The 25,910-nt window shown below is 57.9% G+C and carries 23 protein-coding genes; 15 read left to right on the top strand and 8 right to left on the bottom strand.

Going from position 1 to position 25,910, the window contains the following annotated elements; translation table 11 throughout:
• The first annotated feature begins 150 nt into the window (after positions 1-150).
• The 4 genes from C816_RS17240 (at position 151) to C816_RS17255 (ending at position 4,908) form a co-directional block, all read left to right on the top strand.
• The gene (locus tag C816_RS17240) at positions 151-1,491 is read left to right on the top strand and encodes a sigma-54 interaction domain-containing protein (protein WP_016323697.1); all 1,341 of its coding nucleotides are present in this window, start codon (positions 151-153) and stop codon (positions 1,489-1,491) included.
• A 331-nt stretch (positions 1,492-1,822) separates the two neighbouring features.
• On the top strand, positions 1,823-3,196 hold the full coding sequence (locus C816_RS17245; RefSeq protein ID WP_016323698.1) for a CitMHS family transporter: 1,374 nt from the start codon (positions 1,823-1,825) through the stop codon (positions 3,194-3,196).
• Between the two features lie 49 nt (positions 3,197-3,245).
• Entirely contained in the window at positions 3,246-4,592 is a 1,347-nt protein-coding gene (locus C816_RS17250) for an acyclic terpene utilization AtuA family protein (RefSeq protein WP_016323699.1), read from the top strand.
• Positions 4,593-4,608: 16 nt separating this feature from the next.
• A complete protein-coding gene (locus C816_RS17255) occupies positions 4,609-4,908 on the top strand; it encodes an AtuA-related protein (RefSeq protein WP_016323700.1) in 300 nt (99 codons plus the stop codon).
• A 75-nt stretch (positions 4,909-4,983) separates the two neighbouring features.
• Here C816_RS17255 and C816_RS17260 read toward each other — a convergent pair whose 3' ends face one another.
• A complete protein-coding gene (locus C816_RS17260; protein ID WP_016323701.1) occupies positions 4,984-6,945 on the bottom strand; it encodes an MATE family efflux transporter in 1,962 nt (653 codons plus the stop codon).
• Positions 6,946-7,084: 139 nt separating this feature from the next.
• Between C816_RS17260 and C816_RS23900 the strand changes: the two genes are divergently transcribed.
• Positions 7,085-7,315, top strand: coding sequence for a hypothetical protein (locus C816_RS23900; RefSeq protein ID WP_155979073.1), 231 nt, complete (start codon positions 7,085-7,087; stop codon positions 7,313-7,315).
• A 130-nt stretch (positions 7,316-7,445) separates the two neighbouring features.
• Here the strand turns inward: C816_RS23900 and C816_RS17265 are convergent, their stop codons facing one another.
• The 6 genes from C816_RS17265 to C816_RS17290 form a co-directional block, all read right to left on the bottom strand.
• The gene (locus tag C816_RS17265; protein WP_016323702.1) at positions 7,446-9,035 is read right to left on the bottom strand and encodes an ABC transporter substrate-binding protein; all 1,590 of its coding nucleotides are present in this window, start codon (positions 9,033-9,035) and stop codon (positions 7,446-7,448) included.
• Positions 9,036-9,069: 34 nt separating this feature from the next.
• Positions 9,070-10,047 (bottom strand): ABC transporter ATP-binding protein, encoded by a 978-nt coding sequence (locus C816_RS17270; RefSeq protein ID WP_016323703.1) that lies wholly within the window; start codon positions 10,045-10,047, stop codon positions 9,070-9,072.
• Positions 10,048-10,050: 3 nt separating this feature from the next.
• Positions 10,051-11,043: an ABC transporter ATP-binding protein gene (locus C816_RS17275; RefSeq protein ID WP_016323704.1), complete on the bottom strand. Its 993-nt coding sequence runs from the start codon at positions 11,041-11,043 to the stop codon at positions 10,051-10,053.
• A gap of 14 nt (positions 11,044-11,057) precedes the next feature.
• A complete protein-coding gene (locus C816_RS17280) occupies positions 11,058-11,909 on the bottom strand; it encodes an ABC transporter permease (RefSeq protein ID WP_016323705.1) in 852 nt (283 codons plus the stop codon).
• A complete protein-coding gene (locus C816_RS17285; protein WP_016323706.1) occupies positions 11,909-12,850 on the bottom strand; it encodes an ABC transporter permease in 942 nt (313 codons plus the stop codon). The genes C816_RS17280 and C816_RS17285 overlap by 1 nt, the downstream gene beginning before the upstream one ends.
• 65 nt (positions 12,851-12,915) lie before the next feature.
• Entirely contained in the window at positions 12,916-14,334 is a 1,419-nt protein-coding gene (locus C816_RS17290) for a serine hydrolase domain-containing protein (protein ID WP_016323707.1), read from the bottom strand.
• 299 nt (positions 14,335-14,633) lie between these two features.
• Here C816_RS17290 and C816_RS22040 point away from each other — a divergent pair, with 299 nt between their 5' ends.
• From C816_RS22040 to C816_RS17340, 10 genes are all read left to right on the top strand, one after another.
• Positions 14,634-15,008, top strand: a complete 375-nt coding sequence (locus tag C816_RS22040) for a prenylated flavin chaperone LpdD (RefSeq protein WP_051147113.1) — start codon at positions 14,634-14,636, stop codon at positions 15,006-15,008.
• A gap of 431 nt (positions 15,009-15,439) precedes the next feature.
• A complete protein-coding gene (locus tag C816_RS17300) occupies positions 15,440-16,843 on the top strand; it encodes an SLC13 family permease (protein WP_016323709.1) in 1,404 nt (467 codons plus the stop codon).
• Between the two features lie 218 nt (positions 16,844-17,061).
• A complete protein-coding gene (locus tag C816_RS17305) occupies positions 17,062-17,523 on the top strand; it encodes an Lrp/AsnC family transcriptional regulator (RefSeq protein WP_016323710.1) in 462 nt (153 codons plus the stop codon).
• A 32-nt stretch (positions 17,524-17,555) separates the two neighbouring features.
• A complete protein-coding gene (locus C816_RS17310) occupies positions 17,556-18,086 on the top strand; it encodes a 2-oxoacid:acceptor oxidoreductase family protein (RefSeq protein ID WP_016323711.1) in 531 nt (176 codons plus the stop codon).
• On the top strand, positions 18,073-18,360 hold the full coding sequence (locus C816_RS17315) for a 4Fe-4S binding protein (RefSeq protein WP_242832243.1): 288 nt from the start codon (positions 18,073-18,075) through the stop codon (positions 18,358-18,360). The genes C816_RS17310 and C816_RS17315 overlap by 14 nt, the downstream gene beginning before the upstream one ends.
• A gap of 2 nt (positions 18,361-18,362) precedes the next feature.
• On the top strand, positions 18,363-19,562 hold the full coding sequence (porA, locus tag C816_RS17320) for a hypothetical protein (RefSeq protein ID WP_016323713.1): 1,200 nt from the start codon (positions 18,363-18,365) through the stop codon (positions 19,560-19,562).
• Positions 19,555-20,421 (top strand): thiamine pyrophosphate-dependent enzyme, encoded by an 867-nt coding sequence (locus C816_RS17325; RefSeq protein ID WP_016323714.1) that lies wholly within the window; start codon positions 19,555-19,557, stop codon positions 20,419-20,421. Before porA ends, C816_RS17325 begins: the two co-directional genes overlap by 8 nt.
• Before the next feature lie 94 nt (positions 20,422-20,515).
• Positions 20,516-22,072, top strand: coding sequence for an acyl CoA:acetate/3-ketoacid CoA transferase (locus tag C816_RS17330; RefSeq protein WP_016323715.1), 1,557 nt, complete (start codon positions 20,516-20,518; stop codon positions 22,070-22,072).
• A 152-nt stretch (positions 22,073-22,224) separates the two neighbouring features.
• On the top strand, positions 22,225-22,791 hold the full coding sequence (locus C816_RS17335; RefSeq protein ID WP_016323716.1) for a UbiX family flavin prenyltransferase: 567 nt from the start codon (positions 22,225-22,227) through the stop codon (positions 22,789-22,791).
• Between the two features lie 16 nt (positions 22,792-22,807).
• Positions 22,808-24,145 carry a UbiD family decarboxylase gene (locus C816_RS17340; RefSeq protein ID WP_016323717.1) on the top strand — a complete coding sequence of 446 codons (1,338 nt, stop codon included), beginning with the start codon at positions 22,808-22,810 and terminating at the stop codon, positions 24,143-24,145.
• Between the two features lie 373 nt (positions 24,146-24,518).
• Here C816_RS17340 and C816_RS17345 read toward each other — a convergent pair whose 3' ends face one another.
• The gene (locus C816_RS17345) at positions 24,519-25,865 is read right to left on the bottom strand and encodes a GntP family permease (protein ID WP_016323718.1); all 1,347 of its coding nucleotides are present in this window, start codon (positions 25,863-25,865) and stop codon (positions 24,519-24,521) included.
• Positions 25,866-25,910: the final 45 nt, after the last annotated feature.

A 25,910-nucleotide genomic window follows, 5' to 3' on the forward strand; every position in this document is an offset into this window, starting at 1 on the left:
ATTTTACCACAAGCGGCAAAAAAATGGAAGCATATATTCGCCATGCGCGGAAAAAATCGGGGGCCTGCTTGCAATCCGTTGAAATCACATATATACTTGTTATATTATGAGGTCCAGAAATTTCCAACCGGACAGAAAGCAGGTGTCCCTATGGCTCACTACGAGGAACTGCGCGCCGCCCTCCAGTCCATGCGGGAGGGCATTTTGATGATCGACACCGAGGCCAGGATCATATTCGCCAACCAGCCCTATCTGGACTTTTTGAAAAAGTCGGAAGCGGAGATTCTGGGCCGCCCCCTGCGGGAGGTGCGCCCGGGAGCGCGGCTTCCAGAGGTGCTGGCCACGGGACAGCCCATTCTCCACGCCCCCCGTATGGAGGAAAACGACGACGTCTACTTCGTCAATATGTATCCCTTCTTTTTGGACGGCGCAGTGGCCGGCGGGCTGTCGGTGGTCACCTTTATCCGGGACGCCTACGACTTCCGCACAGAGCTGGAGGCCTATGAAAAACGAAACAAGCAGGTGCTCCGCCGGGTAAATAAAGCCAACTCCACCCGGTACACCTTTGACTCCATCGTGGCCGTGGGCGAAAACGTGCGCGCTGTCAAGTCCTTGGCCCAGCGGGCGGCGGCCACGGACGCGGCGGTCCTGCTGGCCTCGGAGAGCGGCACCGGCAAAGAGCTCTACGCCCAGGCCATTCACAATGCCAGCCCCCGGTGCCGGGAGGTCTTTGTGGCCATCAACTGTGCAAACTTCAACGCGAATACCCTGGAATCCGAGCTCTTCGGCTACGTGGAGGGCGCTTTCACCGGAGCCAAGCGGGGCGGCAGGATCGGCCTGTTCGAGGCCGCCAACGGCGGCACCATCTTCCTGGACGAGGTGTCCGAGATGGATCTGGGGCTCCAGGCAAAACTGCTGCGGGTCCTCCAGGAGGGACGGGTGCGCCCGGTGGGCGGCGTGGAGGAGGTGGAGTTGGACGTACGCCTGGTCTGCGCCAGCAATGCAGACCTGCAGTCCTACATTTCCGCCGGGAAATTCCGCAGGGATCTGTACTACCGCCTCTCCACCTTCCAGATCCGCATTCCGCCCCTGCGGGAACGGCGGGGAGATATTCCCGCCCTGGCCTTTGTGATCCTGCAGGAGCTGTCCAAAAAGCTGAAACGATCCGTGACCATCTCCCCGGAGGCGCTGGAGGTTCTCACCGCCCATGACTGGCCGGGGAATGTGCGGGAACTGCGCAATGTGCTGGAATTTTCCGCCTACCTCTCCGACAACGGCGTCATCGTCCGGGACTCCCTGCCGGAGAGCCTGGTGCGCCCCGCCACAGAGCTTGAAAATATTCCCCTGGCCCAGCGGGTACGGATGTTTGAACAGAGCGAGATCCATAAGGCGCTGCTGCGCTGCGGCTCCTCACTGGAGGGAAAAAAACAGGCCGCGGCGGAACTGGGCATCTCCCTGGCCACACTTTACAATAAACTCGGCTCCGATTGAGTTCTACATTTTTAGAATCGACTTCTAATATTTTAGAACCCCAGTCATTACAGGCATAACGCTCAAAACCTTCTCAATTCTCTTTTGTGAAATTTCTAAAATTTTAGAATTTCTCTTTGCTGCTATGGACAAAACAGCGGAATGCACAAGCGTCCGGTCCCTAGTCTCCCAGACACTTGGTGATTTTTGCGAGGCGCCTCCTGCTGTTGGCATGATTTTTGCTTTTATAGTTGGCATAGCTGCAGCGTGCCCCGTGCCATTTCTGGGCCTGGCGACCCCGCGGTACATACAGGCCCAAAAGCGAAAGAGAAAAGAAGAGGAGGACAATTCTATGTTGGCATTTTTGGGCTTTCTGACCGTGGTGCTGATGCTGGTCCTTATTATGACCAAAAAAGCATCGCCCCTGGTGGCTCTTATTGCAGTCCCTGTGGTGACCGGCATCATCTCCTGCGCGTTTTTCATCACCGACCCTGAGAACGCTCCCGGCGTAATTGACTTCATGGCAAACTTCAAAAAGCTGGGCGGCTTCATCACCGGCTCCAGCGGCATCGGCTCTGTGGCCGCCACCGGTGTCATGTTTATCTTCTCCATTTTGTTCTTCGGCATCCTCACCGACGCAGGCACTTTCCGCCCCATCATCAAAAAGGTGCTGGACCTTGTGGGTACCGATCCCATCAAAATCGCCATCGGAACCGCCATCCTGGCAGCTATCGTGCACCTGGACGGCTCCGGCGCCGTGACCTTCCTGATCTGCGTCCCCGCCCTTCTGCCCTTGTATGACGCCCTGGGCATGAAGCGCACCACTCTGGCCACCATCGTGGCTCTGTCCGCCGGCACCATGAACATCCTGCCCTGGGGCGGCCCCACCATCCGCGCCGCCACCGCCCTCACCGCCGAGGGCCAGCAGACCGACGCCGTGGCCTTCTTTATGCCCGTGCTGCCCGCCGTGCTGGCAGGCCTTGTGTGCGTGCTGGTGATCGCCGTGTTCCTGGGCCGCGCGGAAAAGGCCCGTTTGGGCACGGTGGCCCTGGCCGGCAAGGCCTATGTGGAACCCGAGCTCTCCGACGAGGAGAAGGCGCTCCTGCGCCCCAAGCTGTTCTGGGTGAATATCATCCTCATCATTGCCGCCATTGCCGCCCTGCTGAAATCCGGCTTCGCCCCGGCGGTGATCTTCATGGTGTTCTATGTGCTGGCCACCCTCATCAACTACCCCAAGGTAGCCGACTCCAAGGGCCGGGTAGACGCCCATGCCAAGAGCTGTTTGATGATGTGCTCCGTGCTGTTTGCCGCAGGCTGCTTCACCGGCATCATGAAGGGCACCGGCATGATTACCGCCATGGCCGATGCTCTGGTATCCATCATTCCCGATACTCTGGGCCGCTTCTTCCCCATCATCGTGGGCGTTGTGGGTATGCCCGCCTCGCTGCTGTTTGATCCCGACTCCTTCTACTACGGCGTGCTGCCCGTGCTGGCCCAGACCGCCGAGGGCTTCGGCGTGGCCGCCCAGTCCGTGGGTCGGGCCGCTATCCTGGGCCAGATGACCACCGGCTTCCCCGTCTCCCCGCTGACCGCCTCCACTTTCCTGCTGGTGGGCCTGGCCGGCGTTGACTTCGGCGAGCATCAGAAGAAGACCATCCCCATGGCCTTTATCGTGACCATCGTAATGCTGGTGGTGGCTGTCGTCACCGGCGGCGTGACCATGTGAGAACCAGTTGATCCGTCCATCCAATTCTGCTGAAAGGAAGCGAGTTTTTATGAAGTCTATCCGCATCGGCTCCGGCGCCGGGTACGCCGGCGACCGCTTGGAACCCTCCCTGGAGCTCATCGAAAAAGGCAATCTGGATTACATCAGCTACGAGTGCCTGGCCGAGCGCACCATTGCCATCGGCCAGCAGGCCAAACTAAAAGACCCCAGCAAGGGCTACAACGGCCTGCTGGAGTACCGCATGGAGAGGGCCCTCCCCCTGTGCTGGAAGCATAAGGTGAGGCTCATTACCAACATGGGCTCCGCCAATCCTCAGGCAGCGGCGGCCAAATGTGTGGAAATCGCCAAAAAGCACGGCCTCACCGGCATGAAGATCGCCTGCGTCACCGGCGACGACCTGCTGCCCGTTATCGACAAGTACATGGACACGGAGGTGTGGGAGACCGGCGAGCCCCTCTCCAAGCTCCCCGGCGAGATCGTCTCCGCCAACGCCTATATGGGCGTAGAGGGCATCCTGAAAGCGCTGGAGCAGGGCGCCGATGTGGTCATCACCGGCCGCGTGGCCGACCCCGCCATCTTCATGGCTCCCGCTATCCACGAGTTCGGCTGGTCCTTAGAGGACTGGGACAAGCTGGGCAAGGGCACCATCATGGGCCACCTGCTGGAGTGCGGCGGCCAGGTCACCGGCGGCTACTTCGCCGAGCCCGGCAAGAAGGATGTGCCCGGCGTCGGACACCTGGGCTTCCCAATCATCGAGATCTCCGAGGACGGCTCCTTCTTTGTCACCAAGGTCCCCGAGGCCGGCGGCCTTGTGACTGTGGAGACCTGCTCCGAGCAGATCTGCTATGAGATCCATGACCCCGAGAACTACTTCACCCCCGACGTGGTGGCAGACTGCAAGAACATCACTTTCACCGAGACGGAGAAGGACAAGGTGATGGTCACAGGCGTCACCGGCAAGCCCAAGACCGAGACCTTCAAGTGCTCCATCGGTTACCGGGACTGCTTTATCGGCGACGGTGAAATCAGCTACGGCGGCCCCGGCTGTGTAGCGCGGGCCAAGCTGGCTCTGGAGATCATGAAAGAGCGTCTGGAGCTGGTGGCCCCCGGTCAGTTCGACGAGCTGAAATTTGACCTGATCGGCTGCAACAGCCTGTACTGGAACCCCGACCGCCCCGCCGGCGGCGAGCCCTCGGAGGTCCGCGTCCGGGTGGCCGGCCGGGCCAAGACCCGCGCCATCGCCGACCTGGTGCCCAACGAGGTGGAGGCCCTGTACACCAACGGCCCCGCCGGCGGCTGCGGCGCGGTGAAGCGCACCCGGGACATCGTGTCGGTGGCCTCCATCCTGGTGAGCCGCTATGACGTGAAACCCGAGATCCAGGTCTTTGAGGTATAAGAAAGGAGAAGCCGCCATGAAACTCTGGGAAATCGCCCACTCCCGCACCGGAGACAAGGGGAACATCTCCAACGTCTCCCTGATCGCCTATGACGCAAAGGATTTTGAGATGCTCAAGGAAAAGGTCACTCCCGAACGGGTAAAGGAGCATTTCAAGGGCATGGTCCACGGCGACGTGGTCCGCTATGAGCTGCCGAACATCCACGCTCTGAACTTCGTGATGTACGCGGCCCTGGGCGGCGGCGTCACCCGGTCGCTCTCCGTGGATATGCACGGCAAGGGCCTGTCTTCCTATTTGTTGGATATGGAGATTTGATTCTGATACCCTGCAAGAAGGGGCAGCCCGCCACAATGGCGGGCTGCCCCTGTTCTGCCGGATACCGCCGGAGATTTACCTGCGGCCGATATAGCCGCAGATCAGCTCCGCCGTCTTCTCCGGTCCAATGGAGCTGTCCACACTCAGCTCATATTGATGGGGATCTCCCCACTCATGGCCGGAAATGCTCTTGTAATAGGAACCTCTGGCGGCATCTGAGCGGGCGATGCTCTTCTTCCCCTCCTGCTCCGTATCGCCGTACATCTCCATAACCTTCCGCACCCGGTAGAGCTTGGGCGCATGGATGAAAATCCGCACCACATTCTCCCGGTTCCGCAGAACGTGGTCCGCCGCGCGGCCCACAATGACGCAGGAGCCCATATCGGCAATCATGTTGATGGCCTTTTCCTGGGCGATCACCGCCTGCTGGACGGCACTGGTGCTGAGATACAGCTCCCGCATCACCGCGTTTTCATTGGAGTTGATGTCAGAAATAAACTCCTTCGCCAGCCCGCTCTCCTGGGCGGCCAGGGCGGTCATCTCCTTATAGTAGCAGGGGATTCCCAGCTGCTGCGCCACCAGCTGTCCAATCCGCTTTCCGGCCGTGCCATGCTCCCGGGCAATGGTAATGATTACGCCGGGACGGGATGCTTGCAGAACGGTCTGCGTGTCCACAGGCTGGCCGTCCTCCGCCTTCAGCTGGCTCCAGAGGCGAACCATAACGGCCGCCGTCACCGCAGCCGCCAGAACGTCCGCTATGGGTGCGGCCCAGAAGATGCCGGTCACTCCCCAGAAGATTGGAACCGCGACGGAAAATACGATCAGCAGCACGTCCCGCAGGATCGACAGCGGTGCGGCGGCCTTTGCATGACCAATGGACTGAAGGAAAATGGCGCAGACCTTCTGAACGCAGGTGAACAGGATCAAGGAAAGATAAATTCGCAGGCATTGTACCGCGAATTGGGTATAAAGCTCCCCGTCCGCGCCGAACATCCGAATAAAGAACAGGGGAAACACCTCAAATAAAACGGTACAGATCAGGCAGACGGCAGCCGTCCACTTGACAATCAGCCCCAGCAGCTCCCGCACCCGGCCGTACTTCTTCGCGCCGTAATTGTACCCCACAATAGGCTGCGCTCCAGCGGCGATGCCGATGGCAATGTTCAGCACGATCTGGAACAGCTTCATAATGACCACAAAGGCCGCCAGAGGGATGTCCGCGCCATAAGGGGATACCGCGCCGTACTTCACCAGCAGGATGTTGTTGATGACTGTGATAATCACGATGGACAGCTGGGTCAAAAAGCTGGAGGCCCCCAGGGCCATGACCTGTTTCAGCAATGTCAGCTCCAGGCGGAAACTGGCCCGGCAAATGCGGAAGGATTTGCTTTGGGTCAGATAGGCCGCACAGATCAGGAAGCTGACGAACTGCCCCAGAATGGTGGCATAGGCCGCGCCCTTGATGCCCATGTCCAGCACAAAAATTGCCACTGGGTCGCCAATGATGTTCAGCACGGCGCCCACCAGCATGGCGCCCATGGCATACTTGGGACTGCCGTCGGCGCGGATGATGGAGGCCAGTGTGTTCTGCACCAGGGCCAGGGGCATCATGGCATAGATGATAAAGCCATAGTCATGGGCCAAGGTCAGGTTGGCATCTGTGGCGCCGATGAGCCGCAGAAGGCCGTCTCCCCAGCAATAGCTGATGAGGATAATCACCACGCCGCCCAGAAAGGAACAGAGGATGCTGTTCCCTACGCTGCGGTGGATGTGCTCCGTCTCATTTTTTCCCAAGGATACGCTGAGAGCGGCCGCCGCGCCGTCGCCGAAGAACAGCGACACGCCCCAGCCGACGACAGTGACGGGAAAAATGACCCCCGTAGCGGCATTGCCCAGATACCCCACGCCGTTGCCCACAAAGATCTGGTCAACGATATTGTACAGGCAGGAAATAATGAGCGAAAAGATGCAGGGAACCGCAAATTTCAGCAGTAATTTTCCGGTTTTTTCGGTTCCCAGGTAATTGGATGTCTCCATGACAACTCCTCCTTCAAAGTCAACGGACAGAGAAAGGCACATGCGGACGCATGTGCCTCAAAAGACGACACACGCAGAGCATCACTGTACCGTAATCAGATTTACGTGCAATGCACCACATGTGTCGTTGAATGACCGTATGAAATTGAAAATTAGTTTAGCAGAGCAAACCGGGAAAATCAAAGGGCAATTTTCACAAATTTTCAGCGGGCCTGAATGGGCCGGCTTTCAGAAAGCTGTACCATTAGGCGGCGGTACGCAGATTGGTACAGCTTCTATAGAAACCATGAGAATTCCCGGCAACCAGGCCGGCGCCTTTCCCCAATCCATTGAGGGGAAACGCGCCGGCCATAATCTTTTCTCTATATGACAGCGCCTCTACGGAAGACGACCATCATATTCCCTTTCTTTGGCATGTCACAAATCAGGTTCTGCCGCCTGCGGACCATTTTAGACAATACAGCCCGCTGTTTTCAGGCGGCCCCGCTTTCCGCCCCCCTTTAGAAGCTCAGGTCATTCCAATGCAGGCTTCCATTGACAATATTGATGCCCTTTACGTAATCGTTGTAAGCGACGTAAGTGGCCTCGCTGTAAAAGGGAATAATATTCCAGTTTTCGAACATCTCCTTCTGGATCTCTCCGACCTTCGCAATCCGCTCGTCCGCGTCCACCGTAGCCGCCGCATCGGCCACCGCGGCATAATACGCGTCCGTATTGCCCGGAGCATTCTGATCGTAATAGCAGGCGTTCAGGATCAGGATGGGTTCCGCCCACTCCAGCCATTCGATTCCGGCATCATACTCATCGTTGTTGATATTCTCGTAAATATAGTTCCAGTCAAGGGCCTCGATGTTCATCTTGATGCCGACCTGCTTTAGCTGCTCCTGCAGTCCCTGGGAAACGATCACGTTGGGGCCGGTGGACCAGGAGTAGAAGGTGAACTCCACATTCGTGCCGTTCTTGTCCACATAGCCGTCGCCGTTGCTGTCGGTGTAGCCCGCGTCCGCAAGGATCTGCTTTGCCCGTTCACGGTCATTGGCGTAATTTGCCTGGAAATTATCCTTCGCCTCCTGGGAGAAGCCCTGCATGGAATCATAGATCATGGAATAGGCCGGCAGAACGGCGCCGTCTGTCAACTCGCTGAGCGCCTCCCTGTCAATGCTGAGGGCCACGGCCTGACGGACAGCCACATCCGCGAACGCGCCTTTGTCCGTATTCATCTCAAAATAATCGATGTTGGGATAGGTCTTCTCCGCCACGGTCACGCCGCCCGCGGCCTCCAGCTGCTGCTTGCCATCCATGGTGATGCCGTTGATATAATCGATGTTTCCGGCTTTCAGCTCCTCAATAGCGGTGAAGTCCTCCATATTGAACTTGACCTCGACATGCTTAATGGCGGGCGCGCCCTTATTCTCCACCAGGGGATTGTCGGTCCTATACCCCTCGTTGGCCACCAGGGTCACACCGGAACCAGGCTCGTAGCTCTCCACGGAGTACATGCCGTAGGGAACCGCCTGCCACATCAGCTCGTCCTTGCTCAGGGAGTCCAGCTGATCCTTGTCGATGACACCCATGAAGACCTCGCCCAGGTAATAGAAGAGGTCCGAGCGGAACTCCGACAAGTGCATAATCACCTGCCGGCCGTCCACCTCCATGGACTCGATGTTGCTGTACCCATCGGCATAGACGCTGACTTCCTGGCCCCATTCGATGGAGGCCACCACGTCCTCCGGCTCCACCTGCTCGCCTGTTGCGTAGTACTTGCCCTCCGGGACCGTCATCGTCAGGGTCAGGCCGTCCTCACTGGCAGTCAGGTCTGTGCAGATGCCGTCCAGCAGGTCGCCGCCCTCCGGGTCCAGGGTAAACAGGGCGTCTGCGATCAGGGTCTGTCCGGAGCTCCAGGAGTCCTGCTGATAGAGATCCGTGCCGTACCACTCCTCGTCCGCCAGCGTAAAGGTATCCTTTCCGGCCCCATCGGCGCCGCCTTCCTTCGGCCCGGTAGCATCCACATAGCCCCCGCCCCCGCAGGCCGCCAGCGACAGGATCATGGCGGCAGTCAGCAAGAAAACTGTAACCCTTCTCTTTTTCATAATCTTCCTCCTTCATTTTAATGAAACCTCTGCCTTATGGTTCTATTTTCAGCGGATGCAGGCATGCGACCTGATGCCCATTTCCGGCACTCAGGATTTCAGGGTCCTCCTTTTCACATTCTGAAGTCGCATATTTGCATCTGGCAAAAAATCTGCAGCCTGTCCCAATGTTGATAAGACTTCCCGGATCGCCCTTCATCAGTTCCTTCTCCCTGCCCCGAAGGCGGGGGTCCAGAATCGGAGCAGCGTCCATCAGTCCCTTCGTATAGGGATGCTTCGGATGTCCCGTCACCTCCTCCGTCGGTCCGAACTCCACAAGCTTCCCCAAATACATCACGGCGATCTTATCACTGATATACCGGATCACGTTCAGATCATGGGTGATGACCAGATACGTAAGATTCATCTTTTCCTGCAGATCCAGAAGTAAATTCAGGATCTGCGCCTGCACGGACACGTCCAGGGCGCTGGTGGGCTCGTCCAGAATCATGATCTTCGGCGACAGGGCCAGGGCCCGTGCGATTGCGATCCGCTGCAGCTGCCCGCCTGAGAGCTGATGGGGGAAGCTGTCCAGATACCGCCGGTCCATCTTCACCATGTCCAGAACTTCCTTCGCCTTATTCTGCGCCTCCGCCCGGGGAACTCCGTGGATCACCATGGGCCGCATGATGGAGCTCTCCACCGTCTGGCGGGGATTGAGATTGGACGCCGGGTCCTGGAACACCACCGCGATCTCCCGGTGCAGCTTCTTCATGTCTTTTTTCGTGGCCCTTGAGAGGTCCACGCCGTCGATCATCGCCTTGCCGCCGGTCATCTTCGTAAGGCTCAAAAGCACCCGCGCAAGCGTCGTCTTTCCGCTTCCGGATTCTCCTACCAGACCGACGATCTCTCCCTCCTCAATGGAAAGGGAGACCTGATCCACCGCCCGCACCACTCTGTGGTCGGTGTCAAACATGCCTTTGGAGATCTTAAAATGCTTTTCCAGCTTCTCCAGCTCTACCATTTTTGCCATCGCTCACGCCCCCTTCCCGCTTGAAGCGTGTTCCCCCGACACCAGAAAGCACCGGCAGCGGTGGGTCTCACCGACCGTTGTCTCGCCCGGCGTCCGGCTTCTGCACAGCTCCTGCGCATAGGGACACCGGTTGGCAAAGCGGCACCCCGGCTTTTTATCCAGAATCCGCGGCACAGAGCCGTCGATGGTCTCCAGGCGCCCCTCCCGTTTCGTCTTTCGGGGGAGCGCCTTCATGAGCAGTCTGGTATACGGATGCATGGGATTTTCAAAAATCTCAAACACATCCCCGCTCTCCACCACTTCCCCCGCGTACATGACCGCAATCCGGTCCGCCGCCTCGGCGACCAGCCCGAAATTGTGGGTAATCATCAAAATCGCCGTATTCCGCTTCTCCTTGAGCTCTTTGATGATCTCCAGGATCTGCGCCTCGATGGTCACATCCAGGGCCGTCGTGGGCTCGTCCGCGATCAATAGCCTGGGATCTCTGGACAGCATCATTGCAATCATGACCCGCTGGCGCATTCCGCCGGAGAGCTCGTGGGGAAAGCTGTCCGCCCGCTCCTGAGCATCCGGCATCTTGACATCCTGAAACAGCTTGATGGCACGGCGCATGGCCTCCTGCTTGTCCACCCTGTCCAGCATGATCGCCTCGCCGACCTGATTTCCCACCGTGTACACCGGGTTCAGAGAATCCAGCGGGTTTTGAAAAATCATGCCGATCTCTTTTCCCCGGACGGCCTCCATCTCTTTTTCCGAGCAGATCATCAGATCCCGCCCGTCAAACAGGATTTTCCCCTCGATTTTCGCGTTTCCGCCGGAGAGCAGCCGCATGACGCTGTGGGCCACCGTGGACTTTCCGCAGCCGGATTCTCCGACCACCGCGAAGATCTCCCCCTGGCGGATGTCCATGCTGACATCGTTGACCGCGGACAGGTATCCGCCCTTGATCTTATAATCAATGCTGAGATGCTCCAGGCTTAACAATGTCTCCTTCATACCTCACACCTCTTTCATTGTGATTTCATATGGGGGTCCAGAATATCGCGGAGTCCCTCGCCAAGGAGGTTGAAGCCCAGCACCGTATACACCAGCGCAATGCCCGGAAAAACACTGAGCCACGGAGCCGTCCCAATGTAATCAATTCCCTTGGAAAGAGCCAGCCCCCAATCCGGCGAGGGCGCCTGGGAGCCAAGTCCCAGGAACGACAGCGTTGTCGTCGAGAGGATCGTGGCCGGAAGGCTCATGGACACCATGACGATAAGGGACGGCACAACATTGGGCAGGATGTAGCGGAACATCAGGGAGAAGGAGGACTCTCCAAAGGCCGTTCCCGTCTCCACAAAGGCCATGTTCTTCAAAGACATGGTCTTTGCGCGCACCGGCCTTGCGTAGGAGGCCCAGCTCACCAGGGAGATGGCGATTACGGAATTGGTCAGTCCCTTTCCAAGCAGGGTGACCACCGCCAGCGCCAGAATCGTCCCCGGAATGCACCAGGTGAGGTCGGTCAGGAAGGAGAACACGCGGTCGATCCACTTGCCGAAATACCCGCAGATCAGGCCCACCGTCACGCCGAGAACCAGCTCCAGCGTCGCGCCGATGAAGGCCACCCACAAGGTGATCCGCGTTCCCGCAACCACTCGGGAAAACACGTCCCGCCCCAGCTCATCCGTCCCGAACCAGAATTCCGCCGACGGCGGGGAAAATTTTCCGCCCACCAGCTGCTCCGTATAACCGTAGGGCGCGATCTGCTCGGAAAAGAGGGCAACCAGAAGGACGCTTAAAAGGATCAGAAATCCCACCATGAAATTTCCGTTTTTCAAACATGCCTGAAGGGTCTCTCTCACTTTTTCCCGGTCACGCATCACTTCTCACCCCCGCCCATAGAGATCCGAATCCGCGGATCCAAAATGCCGATGACGACATCGCTGATCAGATTGCAGACAACGGTCAGCGCCGCAACGATCATCAGCACCGCCTGCACCACCGGAAAATCCTGCACAATGATGGAATTCAAAAGCAGGCCTCCCATGCCGGGAATATCAAAGATCTTTTCAATGACCACCGCGCCGGAGATCAGCCAGGGAATGGACATAAACACCTGGACAGTGACCATAATCAGGGCGTTGCGAAGCACATGCTTCACCATAACAGTCCGCCTGGGAAGCCCCTTTGCCGTGGCTGTCGTCACATATTTTTCATTAAGTACCTCCAAAACCTCCGACTTTGTCAGACGGATGGTTCCCGCAATGCTGGCCGACACCAGGGCAAATACCGGGAGAACCAGATACTCCGCCCCCTTATAGCCGCTGATCGGCAGTATGTTCAAGCCCACGCCAAAGGCCAGGATCAGCAGCGCCCCCAGCCAGAATGCTGGCATCGCCGTCAGAATCAGGGTGAAGACCACGGTAAACCGGTCGAAAAACGAGTCCTTCTTAATAGCACAGAGAAGCCCAATGGGCAGGGCGATCAGCATCTCGATCAGCAGCGACCACCCGCAGAGCACCAGGCTTCTGGGAATCCTGTCCCTCAAAAGACTCACCACCGGCACTTTGTACCGGGTGGAGTTCCCAAAATCATGGTCCACCACGATCCCCTTCACCCACCGCATATACTGCTCCGGCAGAGGCAGGTCGTAGCCCATCTCATGGGCCAGCTCCGCCTTCTTCTCAGCGGACACCTTTCGGTCGACGATCATGTCCACCGGATTGCCCGGCATCATATACAGCAAACTGAATACCAGCATTGACACCGCCACAATCAAAAGGAGCCCTTGCAGCACTCGTTTGATCAGATACCCTTTCATAATTACCTCCTCTTTCGTACAGGTACGGCCGCCGGCCGGGACATATCCCGCACAAGCGCCGGCCTCTATCCGCCGGCCGCTGTGCGCTGATAGATCCTGGTGTCACATTTCACCCCCCAGGCCTTTCCGTCTCTGATATAAAACCGCAGGGTCTCCACACGTCTCTCCGGATGATCAAACTCCACCGCCGCAAAGCAGGTGCCGCCGCAGTGGAGCAGCCGGACCTTTCTTCCATGATAATCCGCCGTCAGCTCACCCTCCTCGACGCGGACGGCGCAGCGGGCCGGAAGTCCCTCCTTGGACAGAAAATCCCCGCAGAGCATGTCCGGCCTGCTGAATTTCCGTCCAGAGGGCACAGCGTAATCGTGCCTCGTCTCCAAAGGAAGCCCCAGGATAAAATTGTAGCAGATCCACTGGAACTCCTCCATGTCCAAATCGCCCTCGTTGCAGAGCACAACAGCCGCGTATCCGCCCTCCATGAAGCCCCCCTTGGAGGAGACCCCGTGGAGCCCGCCGGAATGCTCGCACACCATTTTCCCGCCGATCAGCCGCTTTTTCAGTCCCATGCAGTAGAAGGGCCTGTCCCGAAGGGGGAACTCCCTCCCATACATCAGCTCGGCGGCCTCCGCCGGAATCACCTGACGCCCCATCCACCGGCCGCCGTCCGCGAGCATCTGGTAGTATTTCGCCATATCCCTTGCCGTGGACTTGACGCAGGCGCAGCCCCGGAAGGGCGGCAGGACAGACCAGTTGTCGTCCCAGACCATTTTCCCGTCCTCATCCCGTTCAAAAAGGCTGGTGATATTGCCCTCCGCCAGCTTTCTCGCCTCGCTGCCGTCCAGATCGAGAACGGTCCGCGTCATGCCGAGCGGCCGAAAGATCCGCTCCTCCAGAAATTCCTCCAGCGTGATCCCCGCCGCCTGGTCGACAATATAAGAGAGCAGAGCATAGCCCTCGTTGGAATAGCTCATATATTCCCCAGGCGCGCCAAGGGGCTCATAATTTCCCGCGGAGATGTAGTCGACGATTTGCTCGATCCTGTCCATCTGGTTGGGAGCCGTCCGCAGCATCTCCCGATACCACCTGCTCTCGCGCTCGATGCTGTTTTTGGCGATAGACCATTCCAGGGGTTCCATGGGCGGAAGGCCGGCCCGATGCATGGCCAGCGTCTTCACCGTGACGCACTCGTCCGCCGCCCCGGGAATATGAAAATCCGGAAAATAGTCTGTCACCGGATCGTCAAGGCTCATCTTCCCCTCCGCCTGCAAAATGCAGCAGGCCAGTGCCGTCATGGACTTGCTCATGGAAGCGATTCCAAAGACGGTATCGCCGTCCACGCCCTTTTTCGGCTCCATGCTCCGATAGCCAAAGCCCTTTTCAAAAAGGACTCCCTCCGGCCCCCGGACGCATACCGCCATGCCAGGATACCCCCTCCTTTCAAACAGCTCCGCCAGGCAGCTTTCCAGTTTTTCCACATCTCCCATACCGCTCTTCTCTCCCTGCAATTCAATTTAGCTAATTAAATTATAAATGATATTGAGGATTTATGCAACCGCTTTCTGGAATTTCTTTACTTTTCTCAAAGCGGTCCGCCTGCTCCTCCGTCTTCCGGCAAGCCTTGGCTATGAAAGGACCCGGATATTCTTTGCGGCAGCAAATGATTCACAAAAGCCACAAAAGCACTTGCCCCAGGGCGTTTTTTTCTCTATAATAGCACTGTCGGCTGATCGGCCATATGTGAGCGCCGATAGACGCGGAGGCATTCCATGGAACTTTCATAGAAATGAAAGGATTTTCTAAAATGACAGATTATCATTATGAAAAGCAAGTTCTCGGCCATCGCATTGCGGTCAATCTTCATCAAATCGGGGAGGATTGGCTGGCAGAGATTTCAGGAGGATGCCGGCCTCACATCGGCAGCGTCAGTGTTGGAACATTCGTAAACGGACAGGTTTCTCTGAAAAAGATCCTGCTTCCAGAGCACCGGGATGACGTGATTGGCGACCTCTTCGCCGCAGAGCTGTCCAAATCCCTTCAAACCACCGTCACTGTCGTCTGCGGTATCCACTATGAGCTGCCGGGGCCGGAGGGGATTCAGCAAATAATCGTCTGTGCAAAAAGCCTGCTTCAAGAAATCAGCTCGGAGTTTTCAAAATAAGAAGCTGTCCCAATCGGCAACGGCACGCATTTTGATACAGCTTCTAAATCCGGAAACGAAACCGCCAGGTACCCCTGGCGGTTTCGTTTCGTTTGGAAAGTCACAGCATTTCGTTTATTCGCTTTGTCATTCTTTACAGCCAAAATACGAAAGCAAAAAAATTTGAAAAGCGATTCCGTTTTTTATCTGATCCGTCACATAACCGAACCCAGAATTGTCAAAATTAACAAAACTATTCCCGCCTTCCGTTTTGGTTTGGAATTTTCGACAAAAAAACCACAAGGGAACCACCCTTTATGTTAAGATTTTTGACAGGACATCATCGCGGTGAGGATTCCGATCCCAAAGGACATCCGGCGGATGCGCATCCGCCGGAACGAAAAATGAGCTGTTTTCTTGTTGAAAACAGCATGGAAGAAGGAGAGTCCAATATGACCAACAAAATGAAACGCGTCATATATCTGGTCCTGATTTTTGGCGGTTTCGCAATTCTGCACAACTTTGTGCCCGCAGGCCTTGACCAAGCCGGCTGGGACGGCTTTCTGGTACTCTTTGTCACCGTTCTTCTGTGGCTGACCGAAGCGGTGCCCATGGCGATTACATCCATTTTCGCCCTGTTCTTCGGCGCTTGGGTGGGCTTTGAGGCAGAGGGCGCCATTCTGGCGGGCTTTGCCGGTACAGGCGTATTCTTCCTGCTGGGCGCCATGATTATTGGCCAGATTTTCTCCAAAGTGGGACTGGGACGGCGTCTGTCCCTCTATGTCCTGCCCATGTTCGGCAATAAATCCAGGGCGGTTCTGCTCAGCGTCATGCTGGGCACCTGTATCATCTCCATGTTTCTGGCGGATATTCCCACCGCGCTGATCTTCTTTGGAATCTGCCACCCCCTGCTGGAGAAGAATAACTGTGAGCCCGGCAAGTCAAAATACGGAAAGGCGTTGATGCTGGGCATCCCCGTAGGCGCGGCCATCGGCGGCATCGGCACTCCCGCCGGCAGCGGCATGAACGCCGTCACCATGTCCCTGCTGAAATCCATCTGCGGCGTGGAGATCTCCTTTGCGCAGTGGTCCATTGTGGGCGTTCCCGTGGCGGTCATCAGCACGGTTCTGGCATGGCTGTTCCTCTGCGTGGTGTTCAAGCCGGAGATCGACGTCGTCAAGGGGCTGGATTCCCTGAAAGAAGACCGAAAGAGCATCGGCCCCCTCCAGGGCGACGAGCTGAAATTCGCCGTCGTCTTCTGTGTGATGATCGTGCTTTGGTTCATCCCCAAATATACGGGCATCGACATGTACATGACCACCTGGGCCGGTATCTTCGTGATGTCCCTGCCGGGTATGGACATGGTGGACTGGAAGGAGATGAGCGGACGGATCGAATGGTCCGCAGTCCTGATCTGCGGCGCCGCCACGGCTCTGGCAACCGTAGTCTCCAATTTGGGCACGGGCGAATGGCTCAGCGGCATTCTGGCCGACCTCTTCCTGACCAGAGTCGCCGGTATGGGCATTTTGATCCTGCTTCTGGTCATCAACCTCATGATGATGGCGGGTCACTATCCCATGCCCCAGGGCGTCTCTCTGGCAGGACTGTGTCTGCCCGTGGTGGGCGCGCTGGCGGTAAACCTTGGACTGAATCCCGCCGTTGTCTGCCTGCCCGTGTGCATGTCCACCAGTATGCTTCTTCTGGTCCCCATTGACCCCACCTGTTTCACCACCTATTCCGGCGGTTACTGGAAGATTAAGGACATGATGTGGACCGGCATTGTCATCACTTTGGCCTATGTGGTCGTCAACGCCCTTTGGACCACAGTGGTCAGCGGCATCGGCCTTCTGGGCTGAATTCCATCCCGTCCCCGCACCCCCCAGGTCTTGTTTGATAAATGGCGGAATGTTCAGCGGCGAGAGATTTTTCCGCCAATCAAGGCAGATTTTTGCAGGCGGGCTGTCACCCGGCAGGAATTGTGAGCGCAGAGCAGCGGAAAATATCCGCCAGTTGGGCGTTTCGTCATTTTTCAAACACACCTTAACCATTATGTAAAAAATAAGGAGGCGCTGCAATGATCCAGTTGGACGCAACGGACTATGCCATTCTGGAAATCTTAAAAGACGACGGCCGCTGTTCCTACTCGGACATTGCGGAACAGGTCCATCTATCCCGGGTAGCGGTTCGGGAGCGAATCAACAGCATGAAGGAAAGCGGCATTATTCACGGCTTTACCGTCGTAATAGACGCCAAAGCATATCAGAAAAAGGCCGGTGTATTTATGGATGTTGAGGTGGCGCCAAGCAAGCTGGAGTCTGTGGCCGCCAGGCTGGTGGAACAAAAAGAGATCGCCATCGTATCCCAGCATACTGGAACCACCGGATTACATGTCCATGCGTATATCGATGATGTCAACAAGCTGTCCTCTTTTTTGGAGGAGAACATTTACAGCATTGACGGCGTAAAAGCCGTTCGGTCCCAGCTTTTGATCCACCAGTACAAAACCAATTCCTATTTGGCCCGCTATCAGGAATAACGCATCTTTTAATTGAGGAGGCTACTTTATCTATGTGGGAATTCAAGTTTTATTCCCGCGGCGGTCAGGGCGCGGTCACCGCGGCGAAAATCCTGATTAACGCCGCGATTCTGGAGGGAAAATTCGGCCAGGCCATCCCCTCCTACGGCCAGGAGCGCAAGGGCGCTCCGGTCTATACATACGCCCGCATCGCCGATGGTCCCATCGAAGTCAAGTCCTATGTCTACCGGCCCAACTGTGTCATCTGCTTTGACACGGGCCTTGCCGATCTCGGCATTGACATTACCGAGGGGGTACGTCCCGGCGGAACGCTGGTGGTCAACACCAACGACCCCGGCTACGCCTGCCCCGCGTTTGCCAATGTGACGAAGATCGACGCCGACAGGATCACCCATGAAACCCTGGGAGAGGTCCCCCCTAATGTCGCCATGCTGGGCGCCCTGGCGAAGGCGACCGGCTGTGTCTCTCTGGAGAGCCTGATGCAGGCCGTCCAGATGAAAATTTCCGGAAAGGCTGGTGAGATGAATGCAAAAACTTGTGCAGCAGCGTATGAAAATGCTTGAGACCCTGCCCGAGATTCTGGGTCCTGTCTCCGTAAAGGTCTCCGATGTCCACACCGGCGCCTGGCGCTACCGCCGCCCGGTGATCCGCAAGGACGACTGTGTGCTCTGCGGCATCTGCGCGGAATACTGCCCCTGCGGCGTCATCGAAAAAGAGGACGGCCGGATGACCGTTGATTACACCTATTGCAAGGGCTGCGGCATCTGCACTGTGGAATGCCCCAAGAAGGCCATCGATTTTGTCCTGGAATCGGATTGTGAAAAGGAGGACGAGTAAGCATGGGCACCATCAAAGCACTGGACGGCAACGCCGCCATTGCCTACGGCGTAATGCGTTCCAAGGTACAGCTGGTCGCGGCGTACCCCATCACACCTCAGACCCCCATCGTGGAAACAATCTCCTCTTTGATTGACACCAAGCAGTATGACGCGACGTACATCACAGTGGAATCCGAACACTCGGCCCTCAGCGCCGTGATTGGAGCCGCCTCCACCGGGGTACGCACCTTCACCGCCAGCGCCTCCCACGGGCTGGCCCTGATGCACGAGGTCACCGGCGTCACCTCCGCCTCCCGCCTGCCGGCGGTGATGGCGGTGGTCAGCCGGGCCATTCCCGGGCCAATGTGCCTGTGGTGCGACCACTCCGACATCATGACCCAGCGGGACCAGGGGTGGATTCAGCTCTTCGCCAAGAGTCCCCAGGAGGCCCTGGACTTCATGATGATCGCCTACCGCACCAGCGAGGACGAGCGGGTGCTGATCCCCACCATGGTGGATATTGACGGGTTCTTCTGTTCCCATCTGACCGAACCGGTCAACGTCCCCTCCGTGGAGGAGGCCGAGCGGTTCATTCAGGACTTCAAGCCCGTCAACGCCCGGCTGGACACCGATCACCCCTACGCCATCGACAATCTGACCTCTCCCGCCATTTTCACCGAGATCAAACGCTCTCAGGATTTGGGAATGCGGGCCGCCGCCGGCGTGCTGGACCAGCGCTTCGCAGAGTTTGAGAAGCTCTTCGGCCGCGGCTACGGCCGGGTTATGTGCGACGGCACAGAGGACGCCGACACCGTGGTGGTCTGCATGGGTTCCATGTCCGGCACTGTACAGCACGTGGTCCATCAGCTGCGGTCTGATGGAAAAAAGGTCGGCATTGCCCGTGTGGTGGCCTTCCGCCCCTTCCCCCAGAGAGAAATCGCAGAGGCGCTGAAAAACGCCAGGACCGTGGCGGTCATCGACCGTGTCTCCGGTATGGGTTCCTTTGGTCCCCTGTATGAGGAGGTCCTGGCCAGCATGAGGATCAGCGGCAGCAACGCCAATGCGTACAGCTTTGTGGCAGGTCTCGGCGGCCGCGACATCTGGGAGCAGACCGTGGAGGACGTATTCACAAAAGCGGAATCCCTCAGCGCGGAGAATGCGGTCTGCGATCAGCCGATTTGGATCGATTTGAAGGAAAGCGAGGTGCGCACCCATGGCTAAACTGGACCTGTTGAGCAAGGGCCTGACCACCTGCCAGGGCTGCCCCATGGAGCTGATCGGGCGCGCCGCCCTGGAGGTTCTGGGGCCCAAAACCATTACCATGACCCCTCCCAGCTGCTCCGCCATTCTCACCGGCAGCGGCGATGAGACCGGCTGGGGCATCCCCTCCGTGCAGACGGTGCTGATGAGCCTGCCCGCCTTTGCCTCCGGCGTATCCGAGGCCCTGAAGATCCAGGGGCGAAACGATGTGACGGTGATGGGCTTTGCCGGAGACGGCGGCACCTTTGACATCGGTCTTCAATCGCTCTCCGGCGCCATTGAGCGGGGACATAAGGCGGTTTTCATCTGCTACAACAACGAGGCGTACATGAACACCGGCAACCAGCGCTCCAGCGCCACAACACTGGGCGCCTCCACCAAGACCACGCCCACCGGCAAGAAGGAGGTCAGCAAGAACATCGATTTCATGCTGCTCCACACCCCCCTGACCTATCAGGCCACCGCCTCCGTGGGCAACATCAAGGATTTCAAGCGCAAGCTGGCCAAGGCCGCGTCCAAGGACGGCCCCTGCTTCATCCATGTGCTGACACCCTGTCCCTCCGGCTGGAAATTTCCCACGGATCAGACCATTCAAATCGCAAAGCTCGCCGTCAATTGCGGCGCGTGGCTGCAATTTGAGCGGGAGGACGGTAAAATCACCATCAACCAGAAGCCCGCTGATTTTGAGCTGATTCACGATTACTTAAACCGGCAAAAGCGGTTCAGCCGCATCGACGACGGCATCCGCGCACGCATTATCGCCGAGGCCAGGTCCCGCTATGAAACGCTGCAGCGTCTGGCGGAGCTGGCGTGTCTGTAAGGCGCCTCTCTCTTTGGCGCGGGGGACTGCTCCGCCCTTACCTCCGGAACAGTCTCCCGCGCCGCTCTATGGATCTGTAAAAGGAGCGACATATATGGCAAAAATCATTTCAATCAACCAGGCGGTTGACCTCATTCAAGACGGTATGACCGTTGGCATCAGCGGTTTCGGCGCCTTTGCCTCCCCGGACAGCGTTCTGGCGGCCATGGGCAGAAAATTCCGTGAGCAAAACACCCCTAAAAAACTTACCATCGTCTCCGGCGTGGCCCCCGGCGACTTTGCAGAGGACGGCTGCGGCATGTCCAAGATCAAAGACGAGGGCCTCATCGACACCCTCATCGCCTCTCACCTGAGAATGTCTCCGGCCATTGGGCGGGCTGTCAGCGAAAATAAAATCGCCGCTTTCAGCATGCCTCTTGGCGTATACGGCCAGCTGATGGCCGCCATCGGCGGAAAACGCCCCGGCGTGCTGACCCATGTGGGCCTTCACACCTATGCCGACCCCCGGCAGGAGGGCTGCAAGCTGAACGGACGGGCCAAGGAGCAGGACCGGGAGATCGTCCAGCTGGTGCAGGTGGACGGAAAGGACTATCTCCTCTATAAGTCCTTCCGCATCGACGCCTGCATTCTCCACGCCAGCTATGCCGACGAGGACGGAAACATCTCCCTGCAGGACGAGCCCATCCGCGGCGAGCTGCTGGAGCTGGCTTCCGCGGTTCACAACAACGGCGGCATCGTCATTGTGGAGGTCAAGGACATTGTCAAATCCGGCTCCCTGGACCCCCGTCAGATCCTGATCCACAAATCCTATGTGGACTACCTGGTGAAGGCGGAGAACAGCGAAAACATCGCCCTGGCCTACAACGCCTCCCTGATCGGCGACATCCGGGTACCCACCGAGGGCAGCGTAAAGGCCCTTCCGATTTCCTATAAGAAGGTCATCGTCCGCCGGGCCGTAATGGAGCTTGAGAAGGACGCCCTGGTGAATCTTGGCATCGGTATCCCCGCGGGCGTGGCGAATGTCGCCAATGAGGAGGGGCTGAGCAATCAGGTGACGCTGTCTCTGGAAACCGGCATCTATGGCGGCGTGCCTCTGGACGGTCCTCTGTTCGGCGCCTCCGTGAATCCGGACTCCATCTCCCGCTCGGCAGATATGTTTACCACATACGACGGCGGCGGACTGGACATGACGGTGCTGGGCTGTGCGGAGATCGATCCCATCGGCAATGTCAATGTCTCCAAATTCTCCGGCCGGTGCGTAGGGCCCGGCGGCTTTGTCAACATCTCCCAGAACACGCCAAAGGTCTGCTTTGCCTTCTCCTTCACATCCGGCAAACAGGACATAGCCGTAGAGGACGGCAGGCTGGTCATCCGGCAGGACGGCTCCGGCGTAAAGTTCAAAAAGTCTGTGGAGCAGATCACCTTCTCCTCCGATTACGCTCAGGAGACAAATCAGACTGTGCTCTTTATCACTGAGCGGGCGGTATTCCGCATTCTGAACGGCAAGGTCACCCTGACGGAAATTGCCCCCGGCGTCGATTTGAAGCGGGATATTCTGAATAAGATGGAGTTTCTCCCGGAGATTGCCCCGGACCTGGCAGTAATGGACGAGCGGCTGTTCCGCCCGGAAAAAATGGACCTGTCCTTCTAGACCTTGTTCGATCAATGGCGGATTGCGCAGCGGGAAAATATCCGCCGGTTGGGTCTCTTGACATTTTCAAACACGGCCCGTATAATTTTCCGGAAAGCCGTGCGTCTGGGATTATATGAACAGGCCCTAAATTTTTTCTGGGAGGATCGCATATGCGGAAATTGATTATCGGCATCAGCGCCGCGGACGGCATGCGGATCGGCATGCGGCTTCTGGAACTCCTGCGGGAGATGCCGGAGGCAGAGACACATCTGGTGGTATCCCGCGCGGCGGAACGGAACCTCCAGCTGGAATGCGGAGTCAGCACGGCACAGATTCAGGCGCTGGCGGACTACTCCTATGCGCCGGAGAACATGGCGGCGGCAATTGCCAGCGGTTCTTTCCAAACGGATGGCATGATCGTGGCCCCATGCAGCATGAAAACGCTGGCGGGCATCGCCCATGGCTATACGGATAACCTCCTGCTCCGCGCAGCGGACGTCTGCCTGAAAGAACGACGGCGGGTCGTTCTGATTCCCCGGGAAACCCCCTTGAGCCGCATCCATTTGAAAAATCTGCTGGCGGCAGACAAGGCCGGCTGTATGATCCTCCCTCCCATGCTGACCTTCTATCATAAGCCGGCAGATGTCGCAGCCCAAATCGACCATATCATTGGCAAGGCGCTGATGCCCTTTGACCTGACGCCCGCCGCCTTCCGTCCTTGGGAGGGAATCACATAAATTGAGAGGTGCACAAATGGATCTGAAAGATTGCCTGAAAAAGATGGAGCAAGCCGGACGGCTGGCCCACGTCACCACACCGGTGGACGCGGTCCACGAGCTGAGCGGCGTCGCCGCCAAAATGGACGGCGGCAAAGCCCTGGTTTTTGATCGTGTAAAAGGGTACGATTACCCGGTATCCACAGGCATGTGGTGGAACCGGGAAAATGTGGCTCCTATCTTTGACACTCCCGCAGACCAGCTCTCCAATCTCTTCGCCCAGGCGACTGCCTCCCTGCGGCAGAATCCAGTCGCCCCTGTGACAGTGGAGAACGCTCCCGCCCAGGCGGTTACAATGCCGGAAGTGGATCTGGGAAAGATCCCCGTACCCACACACGCTCTGCTGGACGGGGGTCCCTATTTCTCCAACTGCGTAATCATTGCCAAGGACCCGGACACCGGTGTCCGAAACACCTCGATCCACCGCCTGATGGTCACGGGAAAAGACCGGCTGGGCCTTTTGATGGACATGGGCAGGCATCTGCGGGACTACTATGAGCGTGCGGAAGCCCGCGGTGAGCCCCTGGAGATCACCATCAATAACGGCGCTCATCCCGCCTACTTTGTAGCGGCCACCACGCCCAGCTCCGCCGCGCCCATTGACGTAGACGAACTGGCCGTGGCCTCCTATCTGCTGCGGGAGCCCGCGCGTCTTTGCAAAAGCCGGACGGTGTCTGTGGAGGGAATTGCCGATGCGCAGATGATTCTGGAGGCGGAGATTCTGCCCCATGTCCGGGAGCCGGAGGGGCCCTTCGGCGAGGTCAGCGGCTACTACGCCACGCGGGCAGACCGCTGGGTCGTTCATGTGAAGGCAATCACCATGCAGCGAGATCCCATCATCCACATGCTCCATCCCGGGCGGGAGGTCTGGAACGGGCAAGGCCTTGGCATTGAGGCCAATCTGTTCCAAACCATCGGCAAGCAGGTCAAGGGCTTAAAAAATGTTTACATGACCCATGGCGGCAGCCACTATCACATTGTTCTGCAGATGGACCCGCCCAATAACGGCATGGCAAAAAATGCGATTATGGCAGCATTTGCAGCCTTTTCCGATTTGCAGATGGTCACTGTGGTAAACAGTGATGTTAATATTTATGATGCCGAGGACGTAGAACGGGCGATGGTCACCCGCTGTGATCCGGCCAAAGACATTGTAATCATCCCGAATGCTTTCGGCCACGAGCTCAACCCCGTGGTAGAAAACAACATGGCTTCCAAAATGGGTTTCGACTGCACGTATCCTGTCCCTAAACCTGCCGCCTACACACGCGTCTCGTTCCAGGACGTTGACCTCTCAAATTACGAAATTCTATAATATATCAAATGAAGGCAGGCGGTTGGACAGCCAATTTGGACTGTTCAATATGCCTGTCCTCTTTTGCAAATCCCGCACGGTCAGTTTTCTATGCTGCCTTGCGGATTGTTCGTCTTGATTGTACCCAGAGAGCTGCCGCTGTAATCGTGGATTGGTAAACTGTTGAGAACAGCATCTGCCGGCCGCCGGCATGATCCCCATCTCAAAAGAGCGCTTCGCCGGCAGCATACGGCATCAGCGGCGCCGTTTTCCAAACAGAAAAACGGCCTTGCTGATTCCCTCTCCTCTCATGCCATTCTGCACCGTCCGCTTTTCTGCGCAGCCAAAAGGGCCCCGCCTGTCCGAAACAGGCGGGGCCGCCGTTTATGTAAGCTCAGACAAATACGCCCCAGACCAGCGCCAGCAGCAGCGAGCCCACCACAGGGATGATGCAGGTGGTGACGCAGACATCCCAGTAGGACTCCTTGTGGGTGCAGTTGGACACCGCCAGCAGCGTCAGAACCGCGCCGTTGTGCGGCAGCGTGTCCAATCCTCCGGAGGACAGGGAGGCGACGCGGTGCAGATACTCCGGATTCAGGCCAATGGTGTTTGCCATCTCCAGATATTTGGGGGCCAGGGCCTCCAGCGCGATGGACATGCCGCCGGAGGCAGAGCCGGTGGCGCCGGCCAGAAGGTTGACAGCCACGGCCTCAGAGAACAGGATAGAGCCGGGCATATTCAGCGCAGCCCTGGTCAGCAGTCCGAAGCCGGGGACGACCTTCACCACGGAGCCGAAGCCCACCGCGCAGGCGGTGTTCATAATGGCGCTCATGGAGCCCACGGCGCCCTCGTTGATGGCGCTGATGAAAATCTTAAACTGCGAGGCGTTCATCAGCAGACACACCAGAATGCCGCAGATCAGAGCAATGACGATGGCCTGGCTGGGAGTCAGGGCGATGCCGGCGGAATCCTCCAGCACCTTGGGAAACAGGTTCAGCATCAGAACAACCACGACCAGGGGGAGCAGTCCGGACAGCCAGTGCCAGGAGGGCAGCTCCTTCTCGCTGTGGTCGATCTCCTTGTGCTTGGGGTCCGCCACAAAGTGGAGCCCCTTGGCGCGGGCCTGGTGGACGCGCCACTCCAGATATGCATAGCCGGGAACTCCGACGATGATAATCGCCGCAATGGACATGGGCAGGCCGGCCATGGCGGTGGTGCCATAGTACTCCGTGGGAATCAGGTTCTGGATCTGGGGGGTGCCGGGAATGGCGGTCATGGTCAGACCGAACGCGCCGAAGGCGATGGCGCCTGGCAGCAGGGTGCGGGGCAGGTCTGCCGCGCGGTAGATGGCGTATCCCATGGGGTAGATAACAAACACCACAACAAACAGGGAGATGCCGCCGTAGGTCATCAGCAGGCAGGGGACCACGACGGCCGCCACGGCGAACCGGGAGCCGATCAGCCGCACCAGCCAGTCTGCCAGACTGCGGGCGGAACCGGTCATATCCATGACCTTGCCGTACACCGCGCCCAGGAAGAAGGCTGGGAACCAGGAGAGGACGTAGCCCGACATACCGGCCATGTAGTCGCCAAGATAGGCGTCCAGCAGGGAGTAGCCGCCCATCACAGCCACCACCATGGCGCAGACAGGGGCCAGCCAGATGATATTACAGCCCTTAAAGGCCAGGTACATCAAAAGGACCAAACCAATGATGATGCCGAACAGAGATACCAATTCCATAAATTCTCCTTTCTGGGCCCTGCTTGATAAACGATGAAATTATCA

It is taken from the genome of Oscillibacter sp. 1-3 (assembly GCF_000403435.2).
Taxonomy (GTDB): domain Bacteria; phylum Bacillota; class Clostridia; order Oscillospirales; family Oscillospiraceae; genus Oscillibacter.

What these genes read in the sequence shown, in the direction of transcription:
- C816_RS17270 (WP_016323703.1), bottom strand. Translation starts at nt 10,047, where the DNA reads ATGGCAAAAATGGTAGAGCTGGAGAAGCTGGAAAAGCATTTTAAGATC.
- C816_RS17330 (WP_016323715.1), top strand. Translation starts at nt 20,516, where the DNA reads ATGGCAAAAATCATTTCAATCAACCAGGCGGTTGACCTCATTCAAGAC.
- C816_RS17275 (WP_016323704.1), bottom strand. Translation starts at nt 11,043, where the DNA reads ATGAAGGAGACATTGTTAAGCCTGGAGCATCTCAGCATTGATTATAAG.
- porA (WP_016323713.1), top strand. Translation starts at nt 18,363, where the DNA reads ATGGGCACCATCAAAGCACTGGACGGCAACGCCGCCATTGCCTACGGC.
- C816_RS17300 (WP_016323709.1), top strand. Translation starts at nt 15,440, where the DNA reads ATGACCAACAAAATGAAACGCGTCATATATCTGGTCCTGATTTTTGGC.
- C816_RS17335 (WP_016323716.1), top strand. Translation starts at nt 22,225, where the DNA reads ATGCGGAAATTGATTATCGGCATCAGCGCCGCGGACGGCATGCGGATC.
- C816_RS17290 (WP_016323707.1), bottom strand. Translation starts at nt 14,334, where the DNA reads ATGGGAGATGTGGAAAAACTGGAAAGCTGCCTGGCGGAGCTGTTTGAA.
- C816_RS17325 (WP_016323714.1), top strand. Translation starts at nt 19,555, where the DNA reads ATGGCTAAACTGGACCTGTTGAGCAAGGGCCTGACCACCTGCCAGGGC.
- C816_RS22040 (WP_051147113.1), top strand. Translation starts at nt 14,634, where the DNA reads ATGAAAGGATTTTCTAAAATGACAGATTATCATTATGAAAAGCAAGTT.
- C816_RS17315 (WP_242832243.1), top strand. Translation starts at nt 18,073, where the DNA reads ATGAAAATGCTTGAGACCCTGCCCGAGATTCTGGGTCCTGTCTCCGTA.
- C816_RS17340 (WP_016323717.1), top strand. Translation starts at nt 22,808, where the DNA reads ATGGATCTGAAAGATTGCCTGAAAAAGATGGAGCAAGCCGGACGGCTG.
- C816_RS17245 (WP_016323698.1), top strand. Translation starts at nt 1,823, where the DNA reads ATGTTGGCATTTTTGGGCTTTCTGACCGTGGTGCTGATGCTGGTCCTT.
- C816_RS17260 (WP_016323701.1), bottom strand. Translation starts at nt 6,945, where the DNA reads ATGGAGACATCCAATTACCTGGGAACCGAAAAAACCGGAAAATTACTG.
- C816_RS17255 (WP_016323700.1), top strand. Translation starts at nt 4,609, where the DNA reads ATGAAACTCTGGGAAATCGCCCACTCCCGCACCGGAGACAAGGGGAAC.
- C816_RS17345 (WP_016323718.1), bottom strand. Translation starts at nt 25,865, where the DNA reads ATGGAATTGGTATCTCTGTTCGGCATCATCATTGGTTTGGTCCTTTTG.
- C816_RS17305 (WP_016323710.1), top strand. Translation starts at nt 17,062, where the DNA reads ATGATCCAGTTGGACGCAACGGACTATGCCATTCTGGAAATCTTAAAA.
- C816_RS17310 (WP_016323711.1), top strand. Translation starts at nt 17,556, where the DNA reads ATGTGGGAATTCAAGTTTTATTCCCGCGGCGGTCAGGGCGCGGTCACC.
- C816_RS17250 (WP_016323699.1), top strand. Translation starts at nt 3,246, where the DNA reads ATGAAGTCTATCCGCATCGGCTCCGGCGCCGGGTACGCCGGCGACCGC.
- C816_RS23900 (WP_155979073.1), top strand. Translation starts at nt 7,085, where the DNA reads ATGAAATTGAAAATTAGTTTAGCAGAGCAAACCGGGAAAATCAAAGGG.
- C816_RS17285 (WP_016323706.1), bottom strand. Translation starts at nt 12,850, where the DNA reads ATGAAAGGGTATCTGATCAAACGAGTGCTGCAAGGGCTCCTTTTGATT.
- C816_RS17280 (WP_016323705.1), bottom strand. Translation starts at nt 11,909, where the DNA reads ATGCGTGACCGGGAAAAAGTGAGAGAGACCCTTCAGGCATGTTTGAAA.
- C816_RS17265 (WP_016323702.1), bottom strand. Translation starts at nt 9,035, where the DNA reads ATGAAAAAGAGAAGGGTTACAGTTTTCTTGCTGACTGCCGCCATGATC.
- C816_RS17240 (WP_016323697.1), top strand. Translation starts at nt 151, where the DNA reads ATGGCTCACTACGAGGAACTGCGCGCCGCCCTCCAGTCCATGCGGGAG.